Source organism: Pedobacter humicola (assembly GCF_056490705.1).
In genome coordinates this window covers 1-19760 of the sequence record NZ_JBWJIG010000029.1, presented here as the reverse complement: position 1 = coordinate 19760, position 19760 = coordinate 1, and the positions used below count along the sequence as shown (strand labels likewise).

Below are 19760 nucleotides of genomic sequence, written 5' to 3'. Positions count from 1 at the left end.
CTGTTCAGTTTTGCAATCCCAAAAATAAGATTTATATTTATAATACACATGTCATATCGCATCAATGAGAATTTGGCTCAATAAAAATTTTGGTTTTAGTAAGGGTGAGTTCAATGGATTGCTGCTTCTCATCCTGATTATTATTATATTAAAAGCCATACCTGTTATTTATAGTGCTTATAAACCTGTTGAAAAAGACGAGCCCAATCTTTTGGCAAAAATTCAGAAAATAACTATTGAGGATCAGAAGTATGCAAATACTGTTCGCAATAGAAATGAAAATTCAAAAGCTAAAAAAATAGTCAAACTCTTTAATTTCGATCCCAATACTTTGGATGTGGGTGGCTGGCAAACTTTAGGCTTATCCGGAAAGCAGGCCCAAGCTATCATAAATTACACCAGCAAAGGGGGACATTTTTATAAAGCCGAAGATCTGCAGAAAATGTATACCATTTCTCCGGAGACGTACAAAAAGATATTCCCTTATGTTAAAATAGCGACTCAGCCCAATAGCAGTTCAAAGTCATATGCTCCTTTCGAGAAAAAGGAGTATGTAAAAAAAGCACCGGTAATTGTCGATATCAACAAGGCAGATTCTGCGCAATTGGATGAAGTTAAAGGTATTGGTGGTACTTTTGCCAATAGGATTATCAAATACCGTGAGCGTTTAGGTGGTTTTTACAAAAAGGAGCAGCTGATGGAAGTTTATGGTTTAGATGCCAATAAATATGCCGAAATAGAGAGTCAGATTTTTATCAGCGCAGGATCTTTAAAAATGATTAACATCAATACCGCTACTTTTGACGATTTGAAAAGAAATCCTTATTTGTCATACAAACAGATCAATGCTATTCTTCAATATCGCAAACAGCATGGCAATTATTCCGGTCTGGCCGATTTAAAAAAGATCGTAATCTTAAACCAGGAGATAATTGACAAGATTACGCCTTATATTTCTTTTTAGAAGGTATTCAGATAAATGGATATTAAGAAATGTTCTGTAAAAACAAGATGTATGCATGATGATCCTTCAGTCCATATTCGTCAAAAGCCCGGTTTAGTTAAAATATTCGCATTTGGTTGTGAAAAAAATAAAAAAACTTTCCTGTTTAATTTCGAGGTTTAGAAATTAAACGAATAACTAATTGAACCAAATACCATTTCATTCTGCAATTACACAAATATTTAATGGTAACTAACTATCAAATAATTGTTTATAATTGCCCCAACTAACTTAAAATATAAAATTTAATGAGCGTAAGCTTCGATTTTTCGGAAACAGAAACTCAGCAAAGCGTAAAGGCTATGGTCCGCGATTTTGCAGAGAAAAACATTCGTCCAAACATTATGGACTGGGATGAGGCGCAACATTTCCCAATAGAACTGTTTAAACAACTTGGAGAATTGGGCGTAATGGGTGTTTTGGTTCCCGAAACCTATGGTGGTGCTGGATTAGGCTATCAGGAATATGTTGATGTGATTGTAGAGGTGGCCCGGGTTTGTGGCTCAATCGGTTTATCGCTGGCTGCGCATAACTCTTTATGTACCGGCCATATTTTGGCCTTCGCAACCGAAGAGCAAAAACAAAGATGGTTGCCGAAACTGGCCACAGCCGAATGGATTGGCGCCTGGGGTTTAACTGAAGCGAATACCGGTTCGGATGCCTTAAGAATGATGACAACCGCTATTGAAGATGGCGATGATTATATTATAAACGGTGCGAAAAACTGGATCACCCATGGTAAAAGCGGTGATATCGCCGTGGTAATGGTAAGAACAGGAGAGCAGGGGAGTTCTAAAGGGATTTCGGCCATTGTGGTAGAGCGTGGTACACCCGGTTTTACAGCAGGCAAAAAGGAAAATAAACTCGGCATGCGTGCATCAGAAACCACAGAAATGATTTTTGATAATTGCCGCGTACCAAAGGCTAATTTGTTGGGAAATGTGGGGGAGGGCTTTAAACAGGCCATGAAAGTTTTGGATGGGGGAAGAATTTCTATCGCAGCATTGGCCTTAGGCATTGCCAAAGGTGCTTTTGCTGCAGCGGTATCGTATTCTAAACAACGCCAGCAGTTTGGTCAGCCAATCTCCAGCTTTCAGGCGATTAGTTTTAAACTTGCTGATATGGCTACTGAAATTGAAGCAGCCGAATTGCTGATCCGTCAGGCGGCAGATTTAAAGAACAGGCATTTGCCTATGACAAAAGAATCGGCCATGGCGAAATATTTTGCCTCGGAGGTTTCGGTAAAGGTAGCAACGGAAGCTGTTCAGATATTTGGCGGCTATGGTTATACCAAGGATTTTCCGGTAGAAAAGTTTTATCGCGACAGTAAATTATGTACAATAGGTGAAGGCACATCCGAGATACAAAAGATTGTAATCGCCAGAGAAATATTATCAAGGTAGAGGATTTTAAGGTAGAAGGTTTAGGGCTCTATGCATTGAACCTTATACCTTAAACCTTCCGCCTTCAACCTTATTAAAAACCAAATATATTATGAGTAATCCGGACGGTTTAACCACCTCCGGATTTTTTTTGTTTAAATTTTCAAAACCAAGCGGCCTGAAGGCATGTTTTTATAATGACCAATGACCTAAAATATGGCAAAGTATTCAGAAAAAGCTGGTGAGAAAGTAGAAAAAACCATGCACGAAATGAAAGAGGGCAAGCTTAAAAGCGGCTCTGGCAAAAAAGTAACCTCCAAAAAGCAAGCAGTTGCTATCGGGCTATCAGAAGCCAGGAAAGCAGGAGCGAAAGTGCCGAAGAAAAAGGATTAAAGACCAAAGCGAATAGAGATATGCTAAAACTACCTGCATTGCGCTTTCAGTTTTAGTCTTTGGACTTTCAGCTTATTGTGGTATATCTTTCGAAGTTAAGATACTATCTACTACATATACACTAAATCCACGCCAGGGCAGGGTATTTTTGTATTCTTTATAGTGCAGTTCGTAAAATTTACCACTATTGGCCATCATTTTTTCTGCGATTTCCTTGTTGGCGATTGAAAATTCAAACTCATTGTTTTGTAAGGTTCCTGCCTGTCTGGATTTTACGCCACTCTGGATCAGTTTACCTTCGTAGGTTTTAAATACATAGCCCTTCTTTACGACATAATTTAATTCGCCGGCTTTAACGCCTTCGCCAAAAACAAAGAAATAGCGGTAATAACAAATCGCGACTAATGCGATAACCACTATAACTGCGATAATTGAGGTAACTTTTTTGCCTGTTGTCATATAATGATGATGTATATATAAATGTAGTTAATCAACAGATGAATTTGCTTAATGATTTAAATAAAATTTCTTTTTTAAAAACCTTTCTCATTTTCAATCTTTTGCTTACATTTGCATCCCCGATAACACGGGAAATTTAAAAACCACGAGAGGAGGTATTTCAGCGTTATGATCATTATCAACATTAAAGACGGCGAATCATTAGATAAAGCCCTTAAACGTTTCAAGAAAAAGTTTGAAAAAACTGGTGTATTGAGAGAACTACGTAGTCGCCAAGCATACGAGAAAAAATCCGTTGCTCGCCGTACTGAAATTAAACATGCTGTTTACATTCAGAATATGAATCTAGATACAACTTCTTAGTTGTTTACGATATAAATACATTAAAGTCCCGGTCATTAGATCGGGACTTTTTTGTTTTAAGAAGAAATCCAAAACTTTACAATAAACAATTAATTAATGATTTCTTTATATCAAAACTATTTGTAACTTCATATCAATGCCTCCCAAAAAGATATTGAATGTTGCTAAAAAGTTTTATTACCTATTTAACTCACGAGAAGCGCTATTCTCAGCATACTGTTACTTCTTATCAGACAGATTTAGATCAGTTTGAGGCGTATATCAATATCACATTCGATCTCAGTTTTCTGGAAATTAAGCATGTCCATCTCAGAAGTTATATGGTGGAGCTGATGGAACAGGAAATATCAGAAAATACCATCAACCGCAAAATTTCTACGTTAAGGAGTTTTTATAAGTTTTTATTGAGGGCAGGAAAAATCGATCAAAACCCTACTGTTTTAATTAAAGCACCTAAGATACCCAAAAGACTTCCGGTATTTGTGGATACACAAAAGATGGATCAGCTATTGGATTCGGAGCAATATTTTAACGAAAGTTTCCCCTCTGTTCGCGATCACCTGGTGATCGAACTGCTCTTTGGCACCGGCATGCGTTTAACCGAATTACTTCAGTTAAAAGATACGGATGTTGATGTGTATTCGGGAACGATAAAGGTGCTGGGTAAAAGAAATAAAGAAAGAATTATTCCTATAAATAAACAGCTTATCAATCAGGTTAATACCTATATTGAACTAAAAAAGTTGCAAAACTTTAATAACAATTTGCTTATCTTAATCGTTACCAATACAGGTGCAGCGGCATATCCAAAGTTAATATACCGTATTGTTACCTCATACCTAAACCACGTTTCAACCCATGAGAAGAAAAGTCCCCACGTGCTCCGGCACAGTTATGCTACAAGTCTGTTAAATGCGGGAGCAGATTTAAATGCCATTAAAGAACTTTTGGGCCACGCCAGTTTAGCGGCAACCCAGGTTTACACCCACAATTCGATCGAAAGATTAAAAACAATTTATAAACAAGCCCATCCAAAGGCGTAAAAAAAGGAGGAAAAATGAAAATCGGAGTTCAATCAATCCACTTCAGTGCAGACAGTAAGTTGTTAGATTTTATACAAAAGAAAGCAAATAAGCTAGATCAGTTTTTCGACCAGATCATCAGCGGCGAAGTGTATTTAAAGTTAGAGAACGTAGAGGACGAGGCCAACAAGATCAGTGAGATCAAACTCATTGTACCGGGGGGGACCCTCTTCGCTAAAGAACAATGTAAATCATTTGAAGAAGCCACCGATCTGGCAATCGAGTCGTTAAGAAAGCAGATCACTAAACATAAAGATAAAACACGAGCAAAATTAAGTGAGCACAAAGCAATTTTAACCGAGAGCGAAGCTGCTGACTACTAAAATAGTTCACCCTTAATGAAACGGCAACATCATTGATCATGGTGTTGCCGTTTTTTTATGAATAACATTTGTTGGAGATGGGATTTTAAACAATGTATGATCTGTTTTTAAATGCAATAAATCATGCGATCAGGCTTTTTTTTAAAATTTCGGATGAATTGAAGCGATTTAGCTGTAATCAGGAGTATATAGATTGATCGTTGGTTTGGCTTGATAAATAAAGAAAAGAACAGTTCGGGCTAAAAACCGATTCGCGGAACTTTAAACCACATAAAAAGTTAAAAAAAATAATGCGTTTTTATGTCGGGGCAAAGCGACTGATTATGAAGTACCTATTCTATTAAATCGTGTATAATGCGTTAAAGGACTAAAAAAGTTCGCTATTTTTTTTCAAATTTATTTTGAAGTGAAATATAAGTGTGTATATTTGCATTCCCTTTCGGAAACGGTGTTAGGCCAATAAGAAAAGGGTTGTTCTTTAAAAAGATAAAAGTTTTAAAAAAACACGTTAATAGTATGAAAAATGAAGATTTTTCGTATCATTGCACAAAATTTAAAGCCTCCTTAGCTCAGCTGGTAGAGCAACTGACTTGTAATCAGTAGGTCATTGGTTCGATTCCGATAGGAGGCTCTTTTTATTTTAAAGTGTTAACATTTTGAAGTAAAAAATGGGGAGATTCCAGAGCGGCCAAATGGGACAGACTGTAACTCTGTTATCGCAAGATTTCGAAGGTTCGAATCCTTCTCTCCCCACACTTTAAATGAATGACCAAATGTTTTAATGATAGAATAAATCTCTCATTCTTTCATTCAATCAATCACTAGTTTTTAAAAGCGGAAGTAGCTCAGTTGGTAGAGCGATAGCCTTCCAAGCTATAGGTCGCGAGTTCGAACCTCGTCTTCCGCTCCAATAAAATTAGAAAAAGTGGGCAGTTATTGGTTACAGTTTTAAATTGTTTAAAACTAAAAGGCTGGAACTGGAAACTAAAAAGCCGACTTAGCTCAGCGGTAGAGCACTTCCTTGGTAAGGAAGAGGTCATGGGTTCAATTCCCATAGTTGGCTCAGGATAATAAAGCTTTGTTAAATCTGTTTAATATGCAGTGTAGACAAGGTTTTTTGTGTTGCATTGCATCAAAACAATAAATAAAAATTAATAAAAAGTTAACCTACTAATTAGTTATAAATAAAATGGCAAAAGAAAAATTTGACCGTAGTAAACCGCACTTAAACATCGGTACAATCGGTCACGTCGATCACGGTAAAACAACTTTAACAGCAGCTATTACAAAAGTTTTAGCTGATGCAGGTTTATCTGAGGCACGTTCATTCGATTCAATTGACTCAGCTCCTGAGGAAAAAGAAAGAGGTATTACAATTAATACTGCGCACGTTGAGTATTCAACTGCAAACCGTCACTACGCACACGTAGATTGTCCAGGTCACGCGGATTATGTTAAAAACATGGTTACAGGTGCGGCTCAAATGGATGGTGCTATTATCGTTGTTGCTGCTACTGATGGTCCAATGCCACAAACTCGTGAGCACATCTTATTGGCTCGTCAGGTTGGTGTACCTTCATTGGTTGTATTCATGAACAAAGTGGATATGGTTGATGATCCTGAATTATTAGAATTAGTAGAAATGGAAGTTCGTGAATTATTATCGTTCTACGATTTCCCTGGTGATGATATTCCTGTTATTCAAGGTTCTGCTTTAGGTGGTTTGAACGGAGATGCTAAATGGGTAGCAAAAATTATGGAATTAATGGACGCTGTTGATAGCTACATTCCAATTCCTCCACGTTTAACTGATCTTCCATTCTTAATGCCTGTTGAAGATGTATTCTCGATCACTGGTCGTGGTACTGTAGCAACTGGTCGTATCGAGCGTGGTGTAATCAACTCTGGAGATCCTGTTGAAATCTTAGGTATGGGTGCTGAGAACTTAAAATCTACAGTAACTGGTGTTGAGATGTTCCGTAAGATCTTAGATTATGGTGAAGCTGGTGATAACGTAGGTTTATTGTTACGTGGTATTGAGAAAACTGATATCCGTCGTGGTATGGTAATCTGTAAACCAGGTTCAGTAACTCCTCACACTGATTTCAAAGCTGAGATCTATGTATTATCAAAAGCAGAAGGTGGTCGTCACACTCCATTCTTCAACAAATACCGTCCTCAATTCTATTTCCGTACTACAGACGTAACTGGTGAGATTTCACTAGCTGAAGGTACTGAGATGGTAATGCCAGGTGATAACGTTACCATCACTGTAAAGTTGATCAACGCTATCGCAATGGAAAAAGGTCTACGTTTCGCTATCCGTGAAGGTGGTAGAACAGTAGGTGCAGGTCAGGTAACTGAAATTTTAAAATAAATCTTGAATTCCGATTTATCGGGGATTAAGAAAAATAAGAAAAGCAAAGTGTTTGAGCGCGCTTAAGCACTTTGCTTTCTAATTACGGGAATAGTTCAACGGTAGAATAGAGGTCTCCAAAACCTTTGATCAGGGTTCGAATCCTTGTTCCCGTGCTCAAAATAATGATTGATTTGGTGAATGTTTTAATGATTGAATGTGTTTTCATTCTCTCGCTCACTAACTCAATCATTTAATCATTATAATATGGCTAAAGTAGTTGAGTTTATAAAAGAATCGTACGATGAAATGACCAATAAGGTTACATGGCCTACTTGGGGTGAACTGCAAAGTTCTGCAATTCTTGTATTGGTAGCTTCTTTAATTATTGCATTGGTTATTTTTGCAATGGATAAGGGATCTACATTTGTGTTAGATACTTTTTATAAATCACTTTCTAATTAATATTGACGAATGAGCGATCTAAAGTGGTACGTTGTAAGGGCTGTTAGCGGTAAAGAGAAGAAGGTAAAGCAGTACATTGATGCTGAGATCAGCCGTTTAGGTTTCTCTCATTTGGTTCCACAGGTTTTAATCCCGATGGAAAAATATTACCAAATGAAAGATGGTAAAAAAATTGCCAAAGAACGTAACTTTTATCCTGGTTATGTTTTAATCGAAGCTACATTAGATGGAGAGTTAGAACATATTATTAAAGGAATTAATAGCGTTATTGGTTTCTTAGGTGACAAAGCTGGCAACCCAATCCCGATGCGCCAGGCAGAAGTGAACCGTATTTTAGGTGTGGTTGACGAAATGAGCGAACAGGGTGAAACCATGAATGTTCCTTATTATGTGGGTGAAGGTATTAAAGTAATGGACGGACCTTTCAATGGTTTCTCAGGTATTATCGAAGAGGTAAACGAAGAGAAGAAAAAACTGAAAGTAATGGTTAAAATCTTTGGACGTAAAACACCACTTGAGCTTAACTACATGCAGGTAGAAAAAGAATAAGAAATTATTTAAAATATTAAAGGGCCTTAGAATTTATTTTCTGAGGCTTTTTTGCTTTAGATCAATTTATATCTGATCACTCCCGGTTTTAGGTTATCTTTAATTACTTATTAACGTCTAAGTACCGTACCAGCTATGAAAGGACCTGTTATATTTATGATTTGTATATTTTGTTATGCTGCTGATGGTTTCAGTACGCATCACTGTTCAATCGAAACATCACCTGATACGTCCGCTATCATCAAAAAAATACAATCAGATTATTCCACAATCAATAAAAAGTTAAAGCATTATAAAAAGAAAATCAAAGATGCGCCCGACATGTCGGCAGAAGGTGGAGAGGTAACCGGCTATTACGATAAAAATATACTAAAGAAGATACATGCTGTTTTCTACGGTGAAACAGGAAGAGCTGAAGTGGATTATTATCTGAATAACAAAAAGTTATTTTTTGTATTCCGAAATGATATATTTTATGATAAGCCGATGTACCTGAAAAATTCTAAGGTAAAAAATACTGTCGAAACACGTTATTACCTGCATGGTCATCAGGTGATCAGATGTATGGTGAAACCCAACACAGCAACAGTATTATCTTACAGTGAAATAGGAGAAGTTTTAAAACAAATCTTAGGTATATTAGATTCCAAATAGGCCGGGTCCAATTTAAATGCTTTGCAACTATTGACCCAATATATTTTATATACACTCGATTTAATAAAATATATTTTTTATTATCTATTGCAGTAATGCAAGATAATCCATATCTTTGCAGTCCTTTAAGCTTTATAGGAGCTATAAGGAATTAAATGTTACATGCTTCCAATATTTAACATTGAGTTTTAAATAAACAAAAAACACAAAATGGCAAAAGAAGTCAGTGCAATGATCAAATTACAGATCAAAGGCGGAGCGGCAAATCCATCGCCACCGGTAGGACCTGCATTAGGTGCTAAAGGGGTGAACATTATGGAGTTTTGCAAACAGTACAACGCTCGTACCCAAGATAAAGCAGGTAAAGTATTGCCAGTTGTAATTACTGTTTATGCTGATAAGTCATTCGATTTCATCATCAAAACCCCTCCTGTAGCTATCCAGTTAAAAGATGCTACTAAATTGCAGAGTGGTTCTGCTGAGCCTAACCGTAAAAAAGTTGGATCGGTGACCTGGGACCAGATTAAAGTTATTGCTGAAGATAAAATGCCTGATTTAAATGCATTTACAATCGAATCTGCAATGAGTATGGTTGCTGGTACAGCACGCAGTATGGGAATCACCGTTTCTGGTGACGCACCCTGGAACAATTAATTAAAAAACAGTTTACAACAGTGGCGAAATTAACTAAAAATCAAAAAAAGGCACACGCTAAAATAGAAGCTGGTAAAGCTTATACTTTACAGGCTGCTGCTGCTTTGGTAAAAGAAATCACTACCACTAAATTCGATGCATCAGTTGATATTGATGTATCTTTAGGTGTTGATCCGCGTAAAGCGAATCAAATGGTACGTGGTATTGCTACTTTACCACACGGTACAGGTAAAACTGTTCGTGTTTTAGCTTTGGTAACTCCTGATAAGGAAGAAGAAGCAAGAGCAGCCGGCGCAGACTTCGTAGGTTTAGACGAATATGTGGCTAAAATTGAAGGTGGTTGGACCGATGTAGACATTATTATCACAACACCAGCTTGTATGGCAAAAGTAGGTAAATTAGGCCGCGTTTTAGGTCCAAGGAACTTAATGCCAAATCCAAAATCTGGTACAGTAACCAACGAAGTTGGTAAAGCTGTAACAGAGGTTAAAGCAGGTAAGATTGATTTTAAAGTAGACAAAAGCGGTATTATACACGCTTCAATAGGGAAAGTATCATTCCCGGCAGATAAAATTTATGAGAATGCACTTGAAATCATTCAGGTAATTTCAAAATTAAAGCCATCTGCTGCTAAAGGAACTTATTTTAAGAGCATTCACGTGTCTTCTACAATGAGTCCTGGAATTGCAATTGAAACAAAATCAGTAGCGGGGATTTAATCATGAACAGAGAAGAAAAAAACGAAGTAGTTTTAGAACTACAAGGACAAATGCAAGAGTATGGCAATTTCTATATTGCTGATACTTCTAGCCTTTCTGTTGAGCAGATTAACAACATCCGCCGCAAATGTTTTGAAGGTGATATCATCATGAAAGTGGCTAAAAACTCTTTAATCCGCAAAGCGATTGAAGGTTTAGATGGCGATGCTTCTGAGATATACGAAGCCCTTAAAGGTTCATCATCATTATTATTCTCAAAAACAGCAAACGCTCCGGCTAAGTTGATTAAAGCTTTGAGAAGAACATCTGATAAACCATTGCTTAAAGCAGCATTTATAGATTCATCAGTATATGTTGGCGATGATCAATTGAATAACTTAGTAAGCTTGAAATCAAGAGAAGAGCTTATCGGAGATATCGTTGGATTATTACAGTCACCAGCTAAGAATGTTATATCTGCGCTTAAATCAAGCGGAGGCAAAATTGCAGGAATTGTTAAAACTCTACAAGAGAGAGAAGGTTAACGAACACCTTAAGTTCGCAATAAAACAAAATTATTTTTACGTAAATTTTTAAAATCTTAATAAAATGGCAGATTTAAAATCGTTTGCTGAGCAATTAGTAAACTTAACCGTTAAAGAAGTTAACGAATTAGCTCAAATCTTAAAAGACGAGTATGGTATCGAGCCTGCAGCTGCTGCTGTAGTTGCTGGTCCTGCTGCTGGTGGTGATGCACCTGCTGCTGCTGCAGAAAAAACATCATTTGATGTTATCTTAAAAGAAGCTGGTGGATCTAAATTAGCAGTTGTAAAACTTGTTAAAGACTTAACTGGCCTTGGTTTAAAAGAAGCAAAAGACTTAGTTGATGGTGCACCAAAAGAATTAAAAGCTGGTGTTGCTAAAGACGAAGCAGAAGCTCTTAAAAAACAATTAGAAGAAGCTGGAGCAGTAGTTGAGATTAAGTAATCACTTAACTTAGCTAAGCTAAAAATGTATTAGACACCGACTGAAAATGTCGGTGTCTTTACCTGTTTATAAACATCTCATTTTGTTTGGTTAATGAGAATGCTTGAAACCGAAACCAAACAAATAGTTTATTCTTAAACTAAAATCTTTTAGTCCATTGGCAAAGACAGTCGAACAAAGAGTAAATTTTGCAACTAGTAAGCACATTATAGACTATCCGGATTTTCTGGATGTGCAATTGCAATCATTCAGAGAATTTTTCCAGATAGATACCACATCAGACGATCGCTCTAGCGAAGGTTTGTTTAAAGTGTTTGCTGAAAACTTTCCAATAACAGATTCAAGAAATATCTTCGTATTAGAGTTTCTTGATTATTTTGTTGATCCGCCACGTTACGATATACACGAGTGTATTGAGCGTGGATTAACCTACAATGTTCCATTAAAAGCAAAGCTGAAGCTTTCTTGTAATGATGTAGAACATGAAGATTTTGAAACCATTATCCAGGATGTGTACTTAGGTACGATCCCGTATATGACACCAAAAGGTACGTTTGTTATCAACGGTGCAGAACGTGTTATCGTTTCGCAATTACACCGTTCACCAGGTGTGTTCTTCGGTCAAAGCCGTCACACAAATGGAACCAAACTGTATTCTGCACGTGTTATTCCTTTCAAAGGTTCATGGATCGAGTTTGCTACAGACGTTAATAACGTAATGTATGCTTATATCGATCGTAAGAAAAAATTCCCGGTTACCACTTTATTACGTGCTATCGGTTACGATTCTGATAAGGACATCTTAGAACTTTTTGACCTTGCTGACGAAGTAAAAGTGAGTAAATCAGGTTTGAAGAAATACATCGGTCGTAAACTGGCTGCAAGAGTATTGAAAAAATGGGTTGAAGATTTTGTTGATGAAGATACTGGTGAGGTAGTTTCTATCGACCGTAATGAAGTGATTCTTGAAAGAGAAACCGTTTTAGAAGACGAACACATTGATATGGTTATCGAGGCTGGCGTAAAAAGCATCATCTTATCAAAAGAAGATGGCGCAAGTCAGGCAGATTATACCATTATATATAATACATTACAGAAAGATACATCAAACTCAGAAAAAGAAGCTGTTGAGAACATCTATCGTGCTTTGCGTAACGCAGAACCACCTGATGAGGAAACTGCTCGTGGTATCATTGATCGTTTATTCTTCTCGGATAAACGTTACGATTTAGGTGATGTTGGTCGTTACCGCATTAACCGTAAATTGAAAATGAATACCCCTGATGAGGTAAAAGTATTAACAAAAGCGGATATTATCGCGATTGTGAAATACCTGATCAAATTGATCAACTCAAAAGAAGAGGTAGATGATATCGATCACTTGTCTAACCGTCGTGTACGTACGGTAGGTGAGCAATTGTACGCACAATTTGGTGTTGGTTTAGCCCGTATGGCCAGAACCATCCGTGAGCGTATGAACATTCGCGATAACGAGGTGTTTACACCAACTGATTTGATTAACGCCCGTACGTTATCATCGGTGATCAACTCGTTCTTTGGTACCAATCAGTTATCTCAGTTTATGGATCAAACCAATCCATTGGCAGAGATCACGCACAAACGCCGTTTATCGGCCTTGGGCCCAGGTGGTTTATCACGTGAGCGTGCCGGTTTCGAGGTACGTGACGTTCACTATACGCACTATGGTCGTTTATGTACGATTGAAACTCCAGAGGGACCAAACATTGGTTTGATTTCATCACTTTGTGTGCATGCTAAAATCAATAACTTAGGTTTCATTGAAACACCATACAAACGTGTTGAAGATGGTAAAGTAGTTGTAGATTCAGACGTTATTTATTTATCTGCTGAAGATGAAGATGGTAAAACCATCGCTCAGGCTAATGCAGAGTACGATGATAAAGGTAACTTTACTACACCACGTGTTAAAGCACGTTACGAGGGTGACTTCCCGATTATTGAGCCTGAGAAATTAGACTTAATGGACGTTGCGCCTAACCAGATTACTTCAATCGCTGCTTCGTTGATTCCGTTCCTAGAACATGATGATGCGAACAGGGCTTTGATGGGATCGAACATGCAACGTCAGGCCGTACCATTATTACGTCCTGAAGCACCAATTGTTGGTACAGGTTTAGAAGGTCGCGTTGCACGTGACTCAAGAACTTTGATCAACGCAGAAGGTGATGGTGTTGTAGAATATGTAGATGCGAACGAAATCACTATTAAATACGAACGTAACGAAGATGATCGTTTAGTTTCATTTGAAGGTGACAGCAAAACTTACCGTTTAATCAAGTTCAAAAAAACCAACCAGAATACTTGTATCAACTTAAAACCAATCGTAAGAAAAGGTCAGAAAGTTACAAAAGGTCAAGTACTTTGCGAAGGTTATGCAACTCAAAACGGTGAATTGGCATTAGGTAGAAACCTGAAAGTGGCTTTCATGCCTTGGCAAGGTTTCAACTTTGAGGATGCGATTGTAATCAACGAGCGTATCGTTCGGGATGACGTTTTCACTTCATTGCATATTGAAGAGTTTGAATTAGAAGTACGTGATACTAAACGTGGGGAAGAGGAATTAACACCAGATATCCCTAACGTTTCTGAAGAGGCTACTAAAGACCTTGATGAAAATGGTATCATCCGTATTGGCGCTGATGTAAAAGAAGGTGATATTTTAATTGGTAAGATCACTCCAAAAGGAGAATCTGATCCTTCACCGGAAGAGAAATTACTACGTGCAATCTTTGGTGATAAAGCAGGTGATGTTAAAGATGCGTCTTTAAAAACTCCTCCTTCTATCCAGGGTGTAGTAATTGATACTAAATTATTCAGCCGTGCTAAGAAAACTACAAAAGCTGAAGAGAAATCGGCAATTGAGAAATTAGACAAAGGATATAACAATATCACTGAGAAATTAAAAGCAGAATTAGTAGACAAGTTATTCACAATCGTAAACGGAAAAACATCTCAGGGTGTATTTAACATTTACAAAGAATTATTGGTTGCTAAGGGCGCTAAATTTACTCAGAAAATTTTAGCAGAACTTGAATTTGCACACATTAGCCCTAACAAATGGACTACTGATGATGACAAAAACGAGTTGATTAAAATGTTGCTTCACAACTACGGTATCCGTGTTAACGAAGAACTTGGTGCTTACAAACGTGATAAATTCGCGATCAGTGTAGGTGATGAGCTTCCTTCAGGAATCGTACAGATGGCAAAAGTTTATGTAGCTAAAAAACGTAAATTAAAAGTAGGTGATAAAATGGCAGGTCGCCACGGTAATAAAGGTATTGTTGCACGTATTGTACGTGATGAAGATATGCCTTTCTTAGCCGATGGTAGCCCGGTTGATATCGTATTGAACCCACTGGGTGTACCTTCACGTATGAACCTTGGTCAGATCTACGAAACTATTTTGGCTTGGGCAGGACAGGAATTGGGTGTTAAATTTGCAACGCCGATTTTTGATGGTGCTACCCATGATGAAGTAGAAGAGTGGATTGCTAAAGCGGGCGTTCCTGCTTCAGGAAAAACCTACTTATACAATGGTTTAACAGGTGAGCGTTTCGATCAGACTACAACTGTAGGTATTATCTACATGCTGAAATTAGGTCACATGGTTGATGATAAGATGCACGCCCGTTCAATCGGACCATACTCATTAATTACACAACAACCATTGGGTGGTAAAGCCCAGTTCGGTGGTCAGCGTTTTGGTGAGATGGAGGTTTGGGCATTAGAGGCATTCGGTGCAGCTAATATCCTTCAGGAGATCTTAACCGTTAAATCGGATGATGTTATTGGAAGAGCCAAAACTTACGAAGCCATTGTTAAAGGTGAAAACCTACCAACTCCAGGTGTACCAGAATCGTTCAACGTATTGGTACATGAGTTACGCGGTTTAGGTTTAGATATTACGTTAGACTAAGTATTGAGTATTAAAGTATCGAGTATCAAGATTGGATTCCCGTCTTGATACTTGATGCCAAGTACTTGCTACTAAAAACAAAAAGATATGTCTTACAAAAAGGATAATAAATTAAAAAGCAATTTCACATCAATCACAATTAGCTTATCGTCGCCAGAAATTATTTTGGAACGTTCGAGCGGTGAGGTGTTGAAACCAGAAACCATTAACTACCGTACTTACAAACCTGAACGTGATGGTTTGTTCTGTGAGCGTATTTTTGGTCCGGTAAAAGATTACGAATGTCACTGCGGTAAATACAAACGTATCCGTTATAAAGGTATTGTTTGCGACCGTTGTGGTGTTGAAGTAACGGAGAAAAAAGTACGTCGTGAGCGTATGGGCCACATTGCTTTAGTGGTTCCTGTTGCACACATCTGGTACTTCCGCTCTTTACCAAACAAAATCGGTTATTTATTAGGTTTACCTACTAAAAAACTTGATTTAATTATCTATTATGAGCGTTATGTAGTGATTCAATCAGGCTTAATGGCTGAAGAAGGTATCAATTATATGGACTTCTTAACGGAAGAAGAGTATTTAGATATCTTAGATAAATTACCTAAAGAAAACCAATACTTAGATGATAAAGATCCTAATAAATTCATTGCCAAAATGGGTGCTGAAGCATTAGAAGATTTATTAAAACGTATTGATTTAGATACTTTATCTTATGATTTACGTCACCAGGCTGCTAACGAAACTTCTCAACAACGTAAAAATGAGGCTTTAAAACGTCTTCAGGTTGTTGAAGCTTTCCGTGGTGCCAACACACGTATCGAGAATCGCCCTGAGTGGATGATTGTTAAAATCGTTCCGGTTATTCCACCAGAATTACGTCCTTTGGTTCCATTAGAAGGTGGCCGTTTCGCTACTTCAGATTTAAATGATTTATACCGTCGTGTAATTATCCGTAACAACCGTTTAAAACGTTTGATCGAGATTAAAGCACCAGAGGTAATCTTACGTAACGAAAAACGGATGTTGCAGGAAGCTGTAGATTCGTTATTCGATAACTCACGTAAAGTTAACGCGGTAAAAACTGAAGGTAACCGTGCTTTGAAATCACTTTCAGATATCCTGAAAGGTAAACAAGGTCGTTTCCGTCAGAATTTATTGGGTAAACGTGTGGATTATTCAGCCCGTTCGGTAATTGTTGTAGGGCCTAGCCTTAAATTACACGAGTGTGGTATTCCTAAAGATATGGCTGCTGAGCTTTACAAACCGTTCATTATCCGTAAGATGATTGAACGTGGTGTGGTAAAAACAGTTAAATCTGCTAAGAAAATCGTTGATAGAAAAGATCCATTGGTTTGGGATATCTTAGAAAATGTACTAAAAGGTCACCCGGTATTATTAAACCGTGCACCTACCTTACACAGATTAGGTATTCAGGCTTTCCAGCCAAAATTAATTGAAGGAAAAGCAATCCAGTTACACCCGCTAGTGTGTACCGCATTCAACGCCGATTTTGATGGTGACCAGATGGCTGTGCATTTACCTTTAGGTAATGCAGCAATTTTGGAAGCCCAAGTATTAATGTTGGCGGCACATAACATCTTAAACCCTGCAAACGGTACGCCAATTACAGTACCTTCACAGGATATGGTTTTGGGTCTTTATTATATTACTAAAGGCCGCAGAACAGATGATAGCCGTGTGGTAAAAGGACAGGACTCGAATTTCTATTCTCCGGAAGAAGTAATCATTGCTTATAACGAGAAAGAATTAGACTTGCACGCATTTATCAAAGTAAGGGTAAATGTTAAACAAGCTGATGGTTCTATCGTAAATAAATTAGCAGAAACTACTGTTGGTAGAGTATTGTTCAACCAAATGGTTCCTGAAGAAGTTGGTTATATCAATGAACTGTTAACTAAGAAATCTTTAAGAGATATTATTGGTGAAGTGGTTAAAATGACTGGTATGGCACGTGCTTCCCAGTTCTTGGATGATATCAAAGAATTAGGTTTCAAAATGGCATTTCAGGGTGGTTTATCGTTCAACTTACAAGACGTAAACATTCCGGTAGAAAAACATACTTTATTAGAACAAGCAGCTGCTGAAGTTGAAGAGGTAAGAAACAACTATAACATGGGTTTCATTACCAACAACGAGCGTTACAACCAGATTATCGATATCTGGACCCGTATCAACAACAGGTTAACTACTTTCGTTATGACGCAGTTATCTAGCGATAACCAAGGTTTTAACTCAGTTTACATGATGCTTGATTCAGGTGCACGTGGTTCGAAAGAGCAGATTCGTCAGCTTTGCGGAATGCGTGGTTTGATGGCGAAACCTCAAAAATCTGGTTCAGGTGGCGATATCATTGAAAACCCGATCTTATCAAACTTTAAAGAAGGTTTATCGGTATTAGAGTACTTTATCTCTACTCACGGTGCACGTAAAGGTTTGGCGGATACGGCGTTAAAAACAGCTGATGCGGGTTACTTAACCCGTCGTTTACATGATGTTGCACAGGATATGATTGTTAATTCAGTGGATTGTGGTACTTTAAGAGGTATGTACACCACTGCGTTAAAAGATCAGGAAGATATTGTTGAGCCATTATACGACAGGATTTTAGGCCGTACTTCATTACATGATGTTTATAATCCTTTGGATAATACATTGTTGGTAAGTGCTGGCGAAGATATCAATGAAGATGTTGCTAAATTGATAGAAGAATCTCCATTAGAAGGTATCGAAATCCGTTCGGTATTAACATGTGAGAACAAACGTGGTGTTTGCGCACTGTGTTACGGTCGTAACTTGGCATCTGGTAAACGCGTTCAAAGAGGTGAGGCAGTTGGAGTAATTGCAGCACAATCAATCGGTGAGCCAGGTACACAGTTAACACTTCGTACTTTCCACGTGGGTGGTACTGCATCAAACATCGCTGCAGAATCTAACATCGTAGCTAAGTTTGATGGTGTAATCGAATTCGAAAATATCCGTACTGTTGATACACAAACAGAAGAAGGAACAGTTCAGGTGGTATTAGGTCGTTCAGGTGAGTTCAAAATTGTTGAGCCAGGAACCGGACGTATCATTGTAACCAACAACATTCCTTACGGTGCATTCTTATTCGTTAAAGAAGGTGATAAACTTTCAAAAGGTGATAAAATCTGTTCATGGGATCCGTACAACGCGGTTATTCTTTCAGAATTTGCCGGTAAAGCACAATTTGATGCCATTATTGAAGGTGTTACCTTCCGTGAAGAATCAGATGAGCAAACTGGTCACCGTGAAAAAGTGATTATCGATACACGTGATAAAACTAAAAACCCTTCAGTTCAGATCGTTGATAAGAAAGGTGAATTCATCAAAGGTTATAACATTCCGGTAGGTGCCCACGTTTCAGTTGATGAGGGTGAGATGATCCAAACTGGTCAGATTATCGCTAAGATTCCTCGTGCAACTGGTAAAACCCGGGATATTACGGGTGGTTTACCTCGTGTAACGGAATTATTTGAAGCACGTAACCCATCTAACCCAGCTGTAGTAACTGAGATTGATGGTGTGGTAACTTTAGGTGGCGTTAAGCGTGGTAACCGTGAGATCACCATCGAATCAAAAGATGGTGAAGTTAAAAAATACCTTGTTCCATTGTCGAAACACATCCTTGTACAGGATAACGACTTTGTGAAAGCAGGTATGCCATTATCAGATGGATCAATTTCTCCAGCGGATATCTTGTCAATTAAAGGCCCTGCAGCGGTTCAGGAATACTTAGTAAATGGTATTCAAGAGGTTTACCGTTTACAAGGTGTGAAAATTAATGATAAACACTTCGAGGTAATTGTTCACCAGATGATGCAGAAAGTTCACATTGAAGATCCGGGTGATACTATTTTCTTAGAAAACAATGCGGTTGACCGTTGGGATTTTGCCGACGAGAACGATGCCATGTACGATAAGAAAGTTGTTGAAGACGCAGGTGATTCTACAGATTTCAAACCAGGTCAGATTGTTTCATTGCGTAGATTAAGAGATGAAAATTCTCAATTGAAACGTAAAGATTTAAAACAGATTACGGTTAGAGATGCCAGACCAGCAACTGCAAGTTCTATCTTACAAGGTATTACACGTGCATCATTAGGTACTAAATCGTTCATTTCTGCGGCTTCGTTCCAGGAAACTACGAAAGTATTAAATGAGGCAGCAATTGCGGGTAAACGCGATAATATGTTAGGCTTGAAAGAAAATGTGATCGTTGGTCACTTAATCCCTTCAGGTACTGGTGTACGTGGTTACGAAAGAATCATTGTTGGTTCTCAAGAAGAATACGATAAATTATTGGCTTCGAAACAAGAAGAAGTAGAAGCATAATATTTTTGATATTTAGTTTAAAACTCTCTCACCTTTAGTGAGGGAGTTTTTTGTTTG

Annotated in this window: 17 protein-coding genes and 5 tRNA genes; 21 read left to right on the top strand and 1 reads right to left on the bottom strand. The window is 37.9% G+C overall.

Annotated features, from left to right (window positions below; genetic code table 11):
• Positions 1-64 precede the first annotated feature (64 nt).
• The 3 genes from AC04Q1_RS25970 (at position 65) to AC04Q1_RS25960 (ending at position 2778) form a co-directional block, all read left to right on the top strand.
• Entirely contained in the window at positions 65-964 is a 900-nt protein-coding gene (locus AC04Q1_RS25970; protein ID WP_478367435.1) for a ComEA family DNA-binding protein, read from the top strand.
• Between the two features lie 287 nt (positions 965-1251).
• Complete coding sequence (locus AC04Q1_RS25965) at positions 1252-2406, top strand: acyl-CoA dehydrogenase family protein (protein ID WP_478367434.1); 1155 nt, start codon at positions 1252-1254, stop codon at positions 2404-2406.
• A gap of 195 nt (positions 2407-2601) precedes the next feature.
• Positions 2602-2778 carry a DUF6496 domain-containing protein gene (locus AC04Q1_RS25960; protein WP_175270383.1) on the top strand — a complete coding sequence of 59 codons (177 nt, stop codon included), beginning with the start codon at positions 2602-2604 and terminating at the stop codon, positions 2776-2778.
• A gap of 72 nt (positions 2779-2850) precedes the next feature.
• Here the strand turns inward: AC04Q1_RS25960 and AC04Q1_RS25955 are convergent, their stop codons facing one another.
• Positions 2851-3237 carry a hypothetical protein gene (locus tag AC04Q1_RS25955; RefSeq protein ID WP_478367433.1) on the bottom strand — a complete coding sequence of 129 codons (387 nt, stop codon included), beginning with the start codon at positions 3235-3237 and terminating at the stop codon, positions 2851-2853.
• A gap of 168 nt (positions 3238-3405) precedes the next feature.
• On the opposite strand from AC04Q1_RS25955, the gene rpsU reads away from it, so the two are divergent.
• The 18 genes from rpsU (at position 3406) to rpoC (ending at position 19703) form a co-directional block, all read left to right on the top strand.
• Entirely contained in the window at positions 3406-3600 is a 195-nt protein-coding gene (gene rpsU, locus AC04Q1_RS25950) for a 30S ribosomal protein S21 (protein ID WP_025143268.1), read from the top strand.
• Between the two features lie 158 nt (positions 3601-3758).
• Positions 3759-4643 (top strand): tyrosine-type recombinase/integrase, encoded by an 885-nt coding sequence (locus AC04Q1_RS25945; RefSeq protein WP_478367432.1) that lies wholly within the window; start codon positions 3759-3761, stop codon positions 4641-4643.
• Between the two features lie 14 nt (positions 4644-4657).
• The gene (gene hpf, locus AC04Q1_RS25940) at positions 4658-5005 is read left to right on the top strand and encodes a ribosome hibernation-promoting factor, HPF/YfiA family (protein ID WP_055914885.1); all 348 of its coding nucleotides are present in this window, start codon (positions 4658-4660) and stop codon (positions 5003-5005) included.
• A gap of 558 nt (positions 5006-5563) precedes the next feature.
• Positions 5564-5636, top strand: a tRNA-Thr gene (locus AC04Q1_RS25935).
• Between the two features lie 39 nt (positions 5637-5675).
• Positions 5676-5758 (top strand) — tRNA-Tyr (locus AC04Q1_RS25930).
• Positions 5759-5839: 81 nt separating this feature from the next.
• Positions 5840-5915 (top strand) — tRNA-Gly (locus AC04Q1_RS25925).
• Positions 5916-5996: 81 nt separating this feature from the next.
• Positions 5997-6068 (top strand) — tRNA-Thr (locus AC04Q1_RS25920).
• Positions 6069-6194: 126 nt separating this feature from the next.
• Positions 6195-7382, top strand: a complete 1188-nt coding sequence (gene tuf / locus AC04Q1_RS25915) for an elongation factor Tu (protein ID WP_057932476.1) — start codon at positions 6195-6197, stop codon at positions 7380-7382.
• Positions 7383-7466: 84 nt separating this feature from the next.
• A tRNA-Trp gene (locus tag AC04Q1_RS25910) sits at positions 7467-7537 on the top strand.
• A gap of 91 nt (positions 7538-7628) precedes the next feature.
• Positions 7629-7826: a preprotein translocase subunit SecE gene (gene secE, locus AC04Q1_RS25905; RefSeq protein ID WP_025143264.1), complete on the top strand. Its 198-nt coding sequence runs from the start codon at positions 7629-7631 to the stop codon at positions 7824-7826.
• 9 nt (positions 7827-7835) lie between these two features.
• Entirely contained in the window at positions 7836-8375 is a 540-nt protein-coding gene (gene nusG / locus AC04Q1_RS25900; protein ID WP_025143263.1) for a transcription termination/antitermination protein NusG, read from the top strand.
• 156 nt (positions 8376-8531) lie between these two features.
• Complete coding sequence (locus AC04Q1_RS25895; RefSeq protein WP_478367431.1) at positions 8532-9029, top strand: hypothetical protein; 498 nt, start codon at positions 8532-8534, stop codon at positions 9027-9029.
• Between the two features lie 210 nt (positions 9030-9239).
• Positions 9240-9683 carry a 50S ribosomal protein L11 gene (gene rplK / locus AC04Q1_RS25890; RefSeq protein ID WP_010601094.1) on the top strand — a complete coding sequence of 148 codons (444 nt, stop codon included), beginning with the start codon at positions 9240-9242 and terminating at the stop codon, positions 9681-9683.
• 20 nt (positions 9684-9703) lie between these two features.
• Positions 9704-10402, top strand: coding sequence for a 50S ribosomal protein L1 (gene rplA, locus AC04Q1_RS25885; RefSeq protein ID WP_116250007.1), 699 nt, complete (start codon positions 9704-9706; stop codon positions 10400-10402).
• Positions 10403-10404: 2 nt separating this feature from the next.
• Complete coding sequence (rplJ, locus tag AC04Q1_RS25880) at positions 10405-10926, top strand: 50S ribosomal protein L10 (protein WP_108200815.1); 522 nt, start codon at positions 10405-10407, stop codon at positions 10924-10926.
• A gap of 64 nt (positions 10927-10990) precedes the next feature.
• Positions 10991-11368: a 50S ribosomal protein L7/L12 gene (rplL, locus tag AC04Q1_RS25875; protein WP_478367430.1), complete on the top strand. Its 378-nt coding sequence runs from the start codon at positions 10991-10993 to the stop codon at positions 11366-11368.
• 157 nt (positions 11369-11525) lie between these two features.
• The gene (gene rpoB, locus AC04Q1_RS25870) at positions 11526-15329 is read left to right on the top strand and encodes a DNA-directed RNA polymerase subunit beta (protein WP_478367429.1); all 3804 of its coding nucleotides are present in this window, start codon (positions 11526-11528) and stop codon (positions 15327-15329) included.
• Between the two features lie 87 nt (positions 15330-15416).
• Positions 15417-19703: a DNA-directed RNA polymerase subunit beta' gene (gene rpoC, locus AC04Q1_RS25865; protein ID WP_478367428.1), complete on the top strand. Its 4287-nt coding sequence runs from the start codon at positions 15417-15419 to the stop codon at positions 19701-19703.
• Positions 19704-19760: the final 57 nt, after the last annotated feature.

Bases quoted from the DNA above. Each gene is read 5' to 3' on its own strand.
- AC04Q1_RS25895 (WP_478367431.1), top strand. From the start codon at position 8,532: ATGATTTGTATATTTTGTTATGCTGCTGATGGTTTCAGTACGCATCAC.
- secE (WP_025143264.1), top strand. From the start codon at position 7,629: ATGGCTAAAGTAGTTGAGTTTATAAAAGAATCGTACGATGAAATGACC.
- rpoC (WP_478367428.1), top strand. From the start codon at position 15,417: ATGTCTTACAAAAAGGATAATAAATTAAAAAGCAATTTCACATCAATC.
- rplK (WP_010601094.1), top strand. From the start codon at position 9,240: ATGGCAAAAGAAGTCAGTGCAATGATCAAATTACAGATCAAAGGCGGA.
- AC04Q1_RS25970 (WP_478367435.1), top strand. From the start codon at position 65: ATGAGAATTTGGCTCAATAAAAATTTTGGTTTTAGTAAGGGTGAGTTC.
- nusG (WP_025143263.1), top strand. From the start codon at position 7,836: ATGAGCGATCTAAAGTGGTACGTTGTAAGGGCTGTTAGCGGTAAAGAG.
- AC04Q1_RS25965 (WP_478367434.1), top strand. From the start codon at position 1,252: ATGAGCGTAAGCTTCGATTTTTCGGAAACAGAAACTCAGCAAAGCGTA.
- rplJ (WP_108200815.1), top strand. From the start codon at position 10,405: ATGAACAGAGAAGAAAAAAACGAAGTAGTTTTAGAACTACAAGGACAA.
- AC04Q1_RS25945 (WP_478367432.1), top strand. From the start codon at position 3,759: ATGTTGCTAAAAAGTTTTATTACCTATTTAACTCACGAGAAGCGCTAT.
- tuf (WP_057932476.1), top strand. From the start codon at position 6,195: ATGGCAAAAGAAAAATTTGACCGTAGTAAACCGCACTTAAACATCGGT.
- AC04Q1_RS25960 (WP_175270383.1), top strand. From the start codon at position 2,602: ATGGCAAAGTATTCAGAAAAAGCTGGTGAGAAAGTAGAAAAAACCATG.
- rpsU (WP_025143268.1), top strand. From the start codon at position 3,406: ATGATCATTATCAACATTAAAGACGGCGAATCATTAGATAAAGCCCTT.
- rplL (WP_478367430.1), top strand. From the start codon at position 10,991: ATGGCAGATTTAAAATCGTTTGCTGAGCAATTAGTAAACTTAACCGTT.
- AC04Q1_RS25955 (WP_478367433.1), bottom strand. From the start codon at position 3,237: ATGACAACAGGCAAAAAAGTTACCTCAATTATCGCAGTTATAGTGGTT.
- hpf (WP_055914885.1), top strand. From the start codon at position 4,658: ATGAAAATCGGAGTTCAATCAATCCACTTCAGTGCAGACAGTAAGTTG.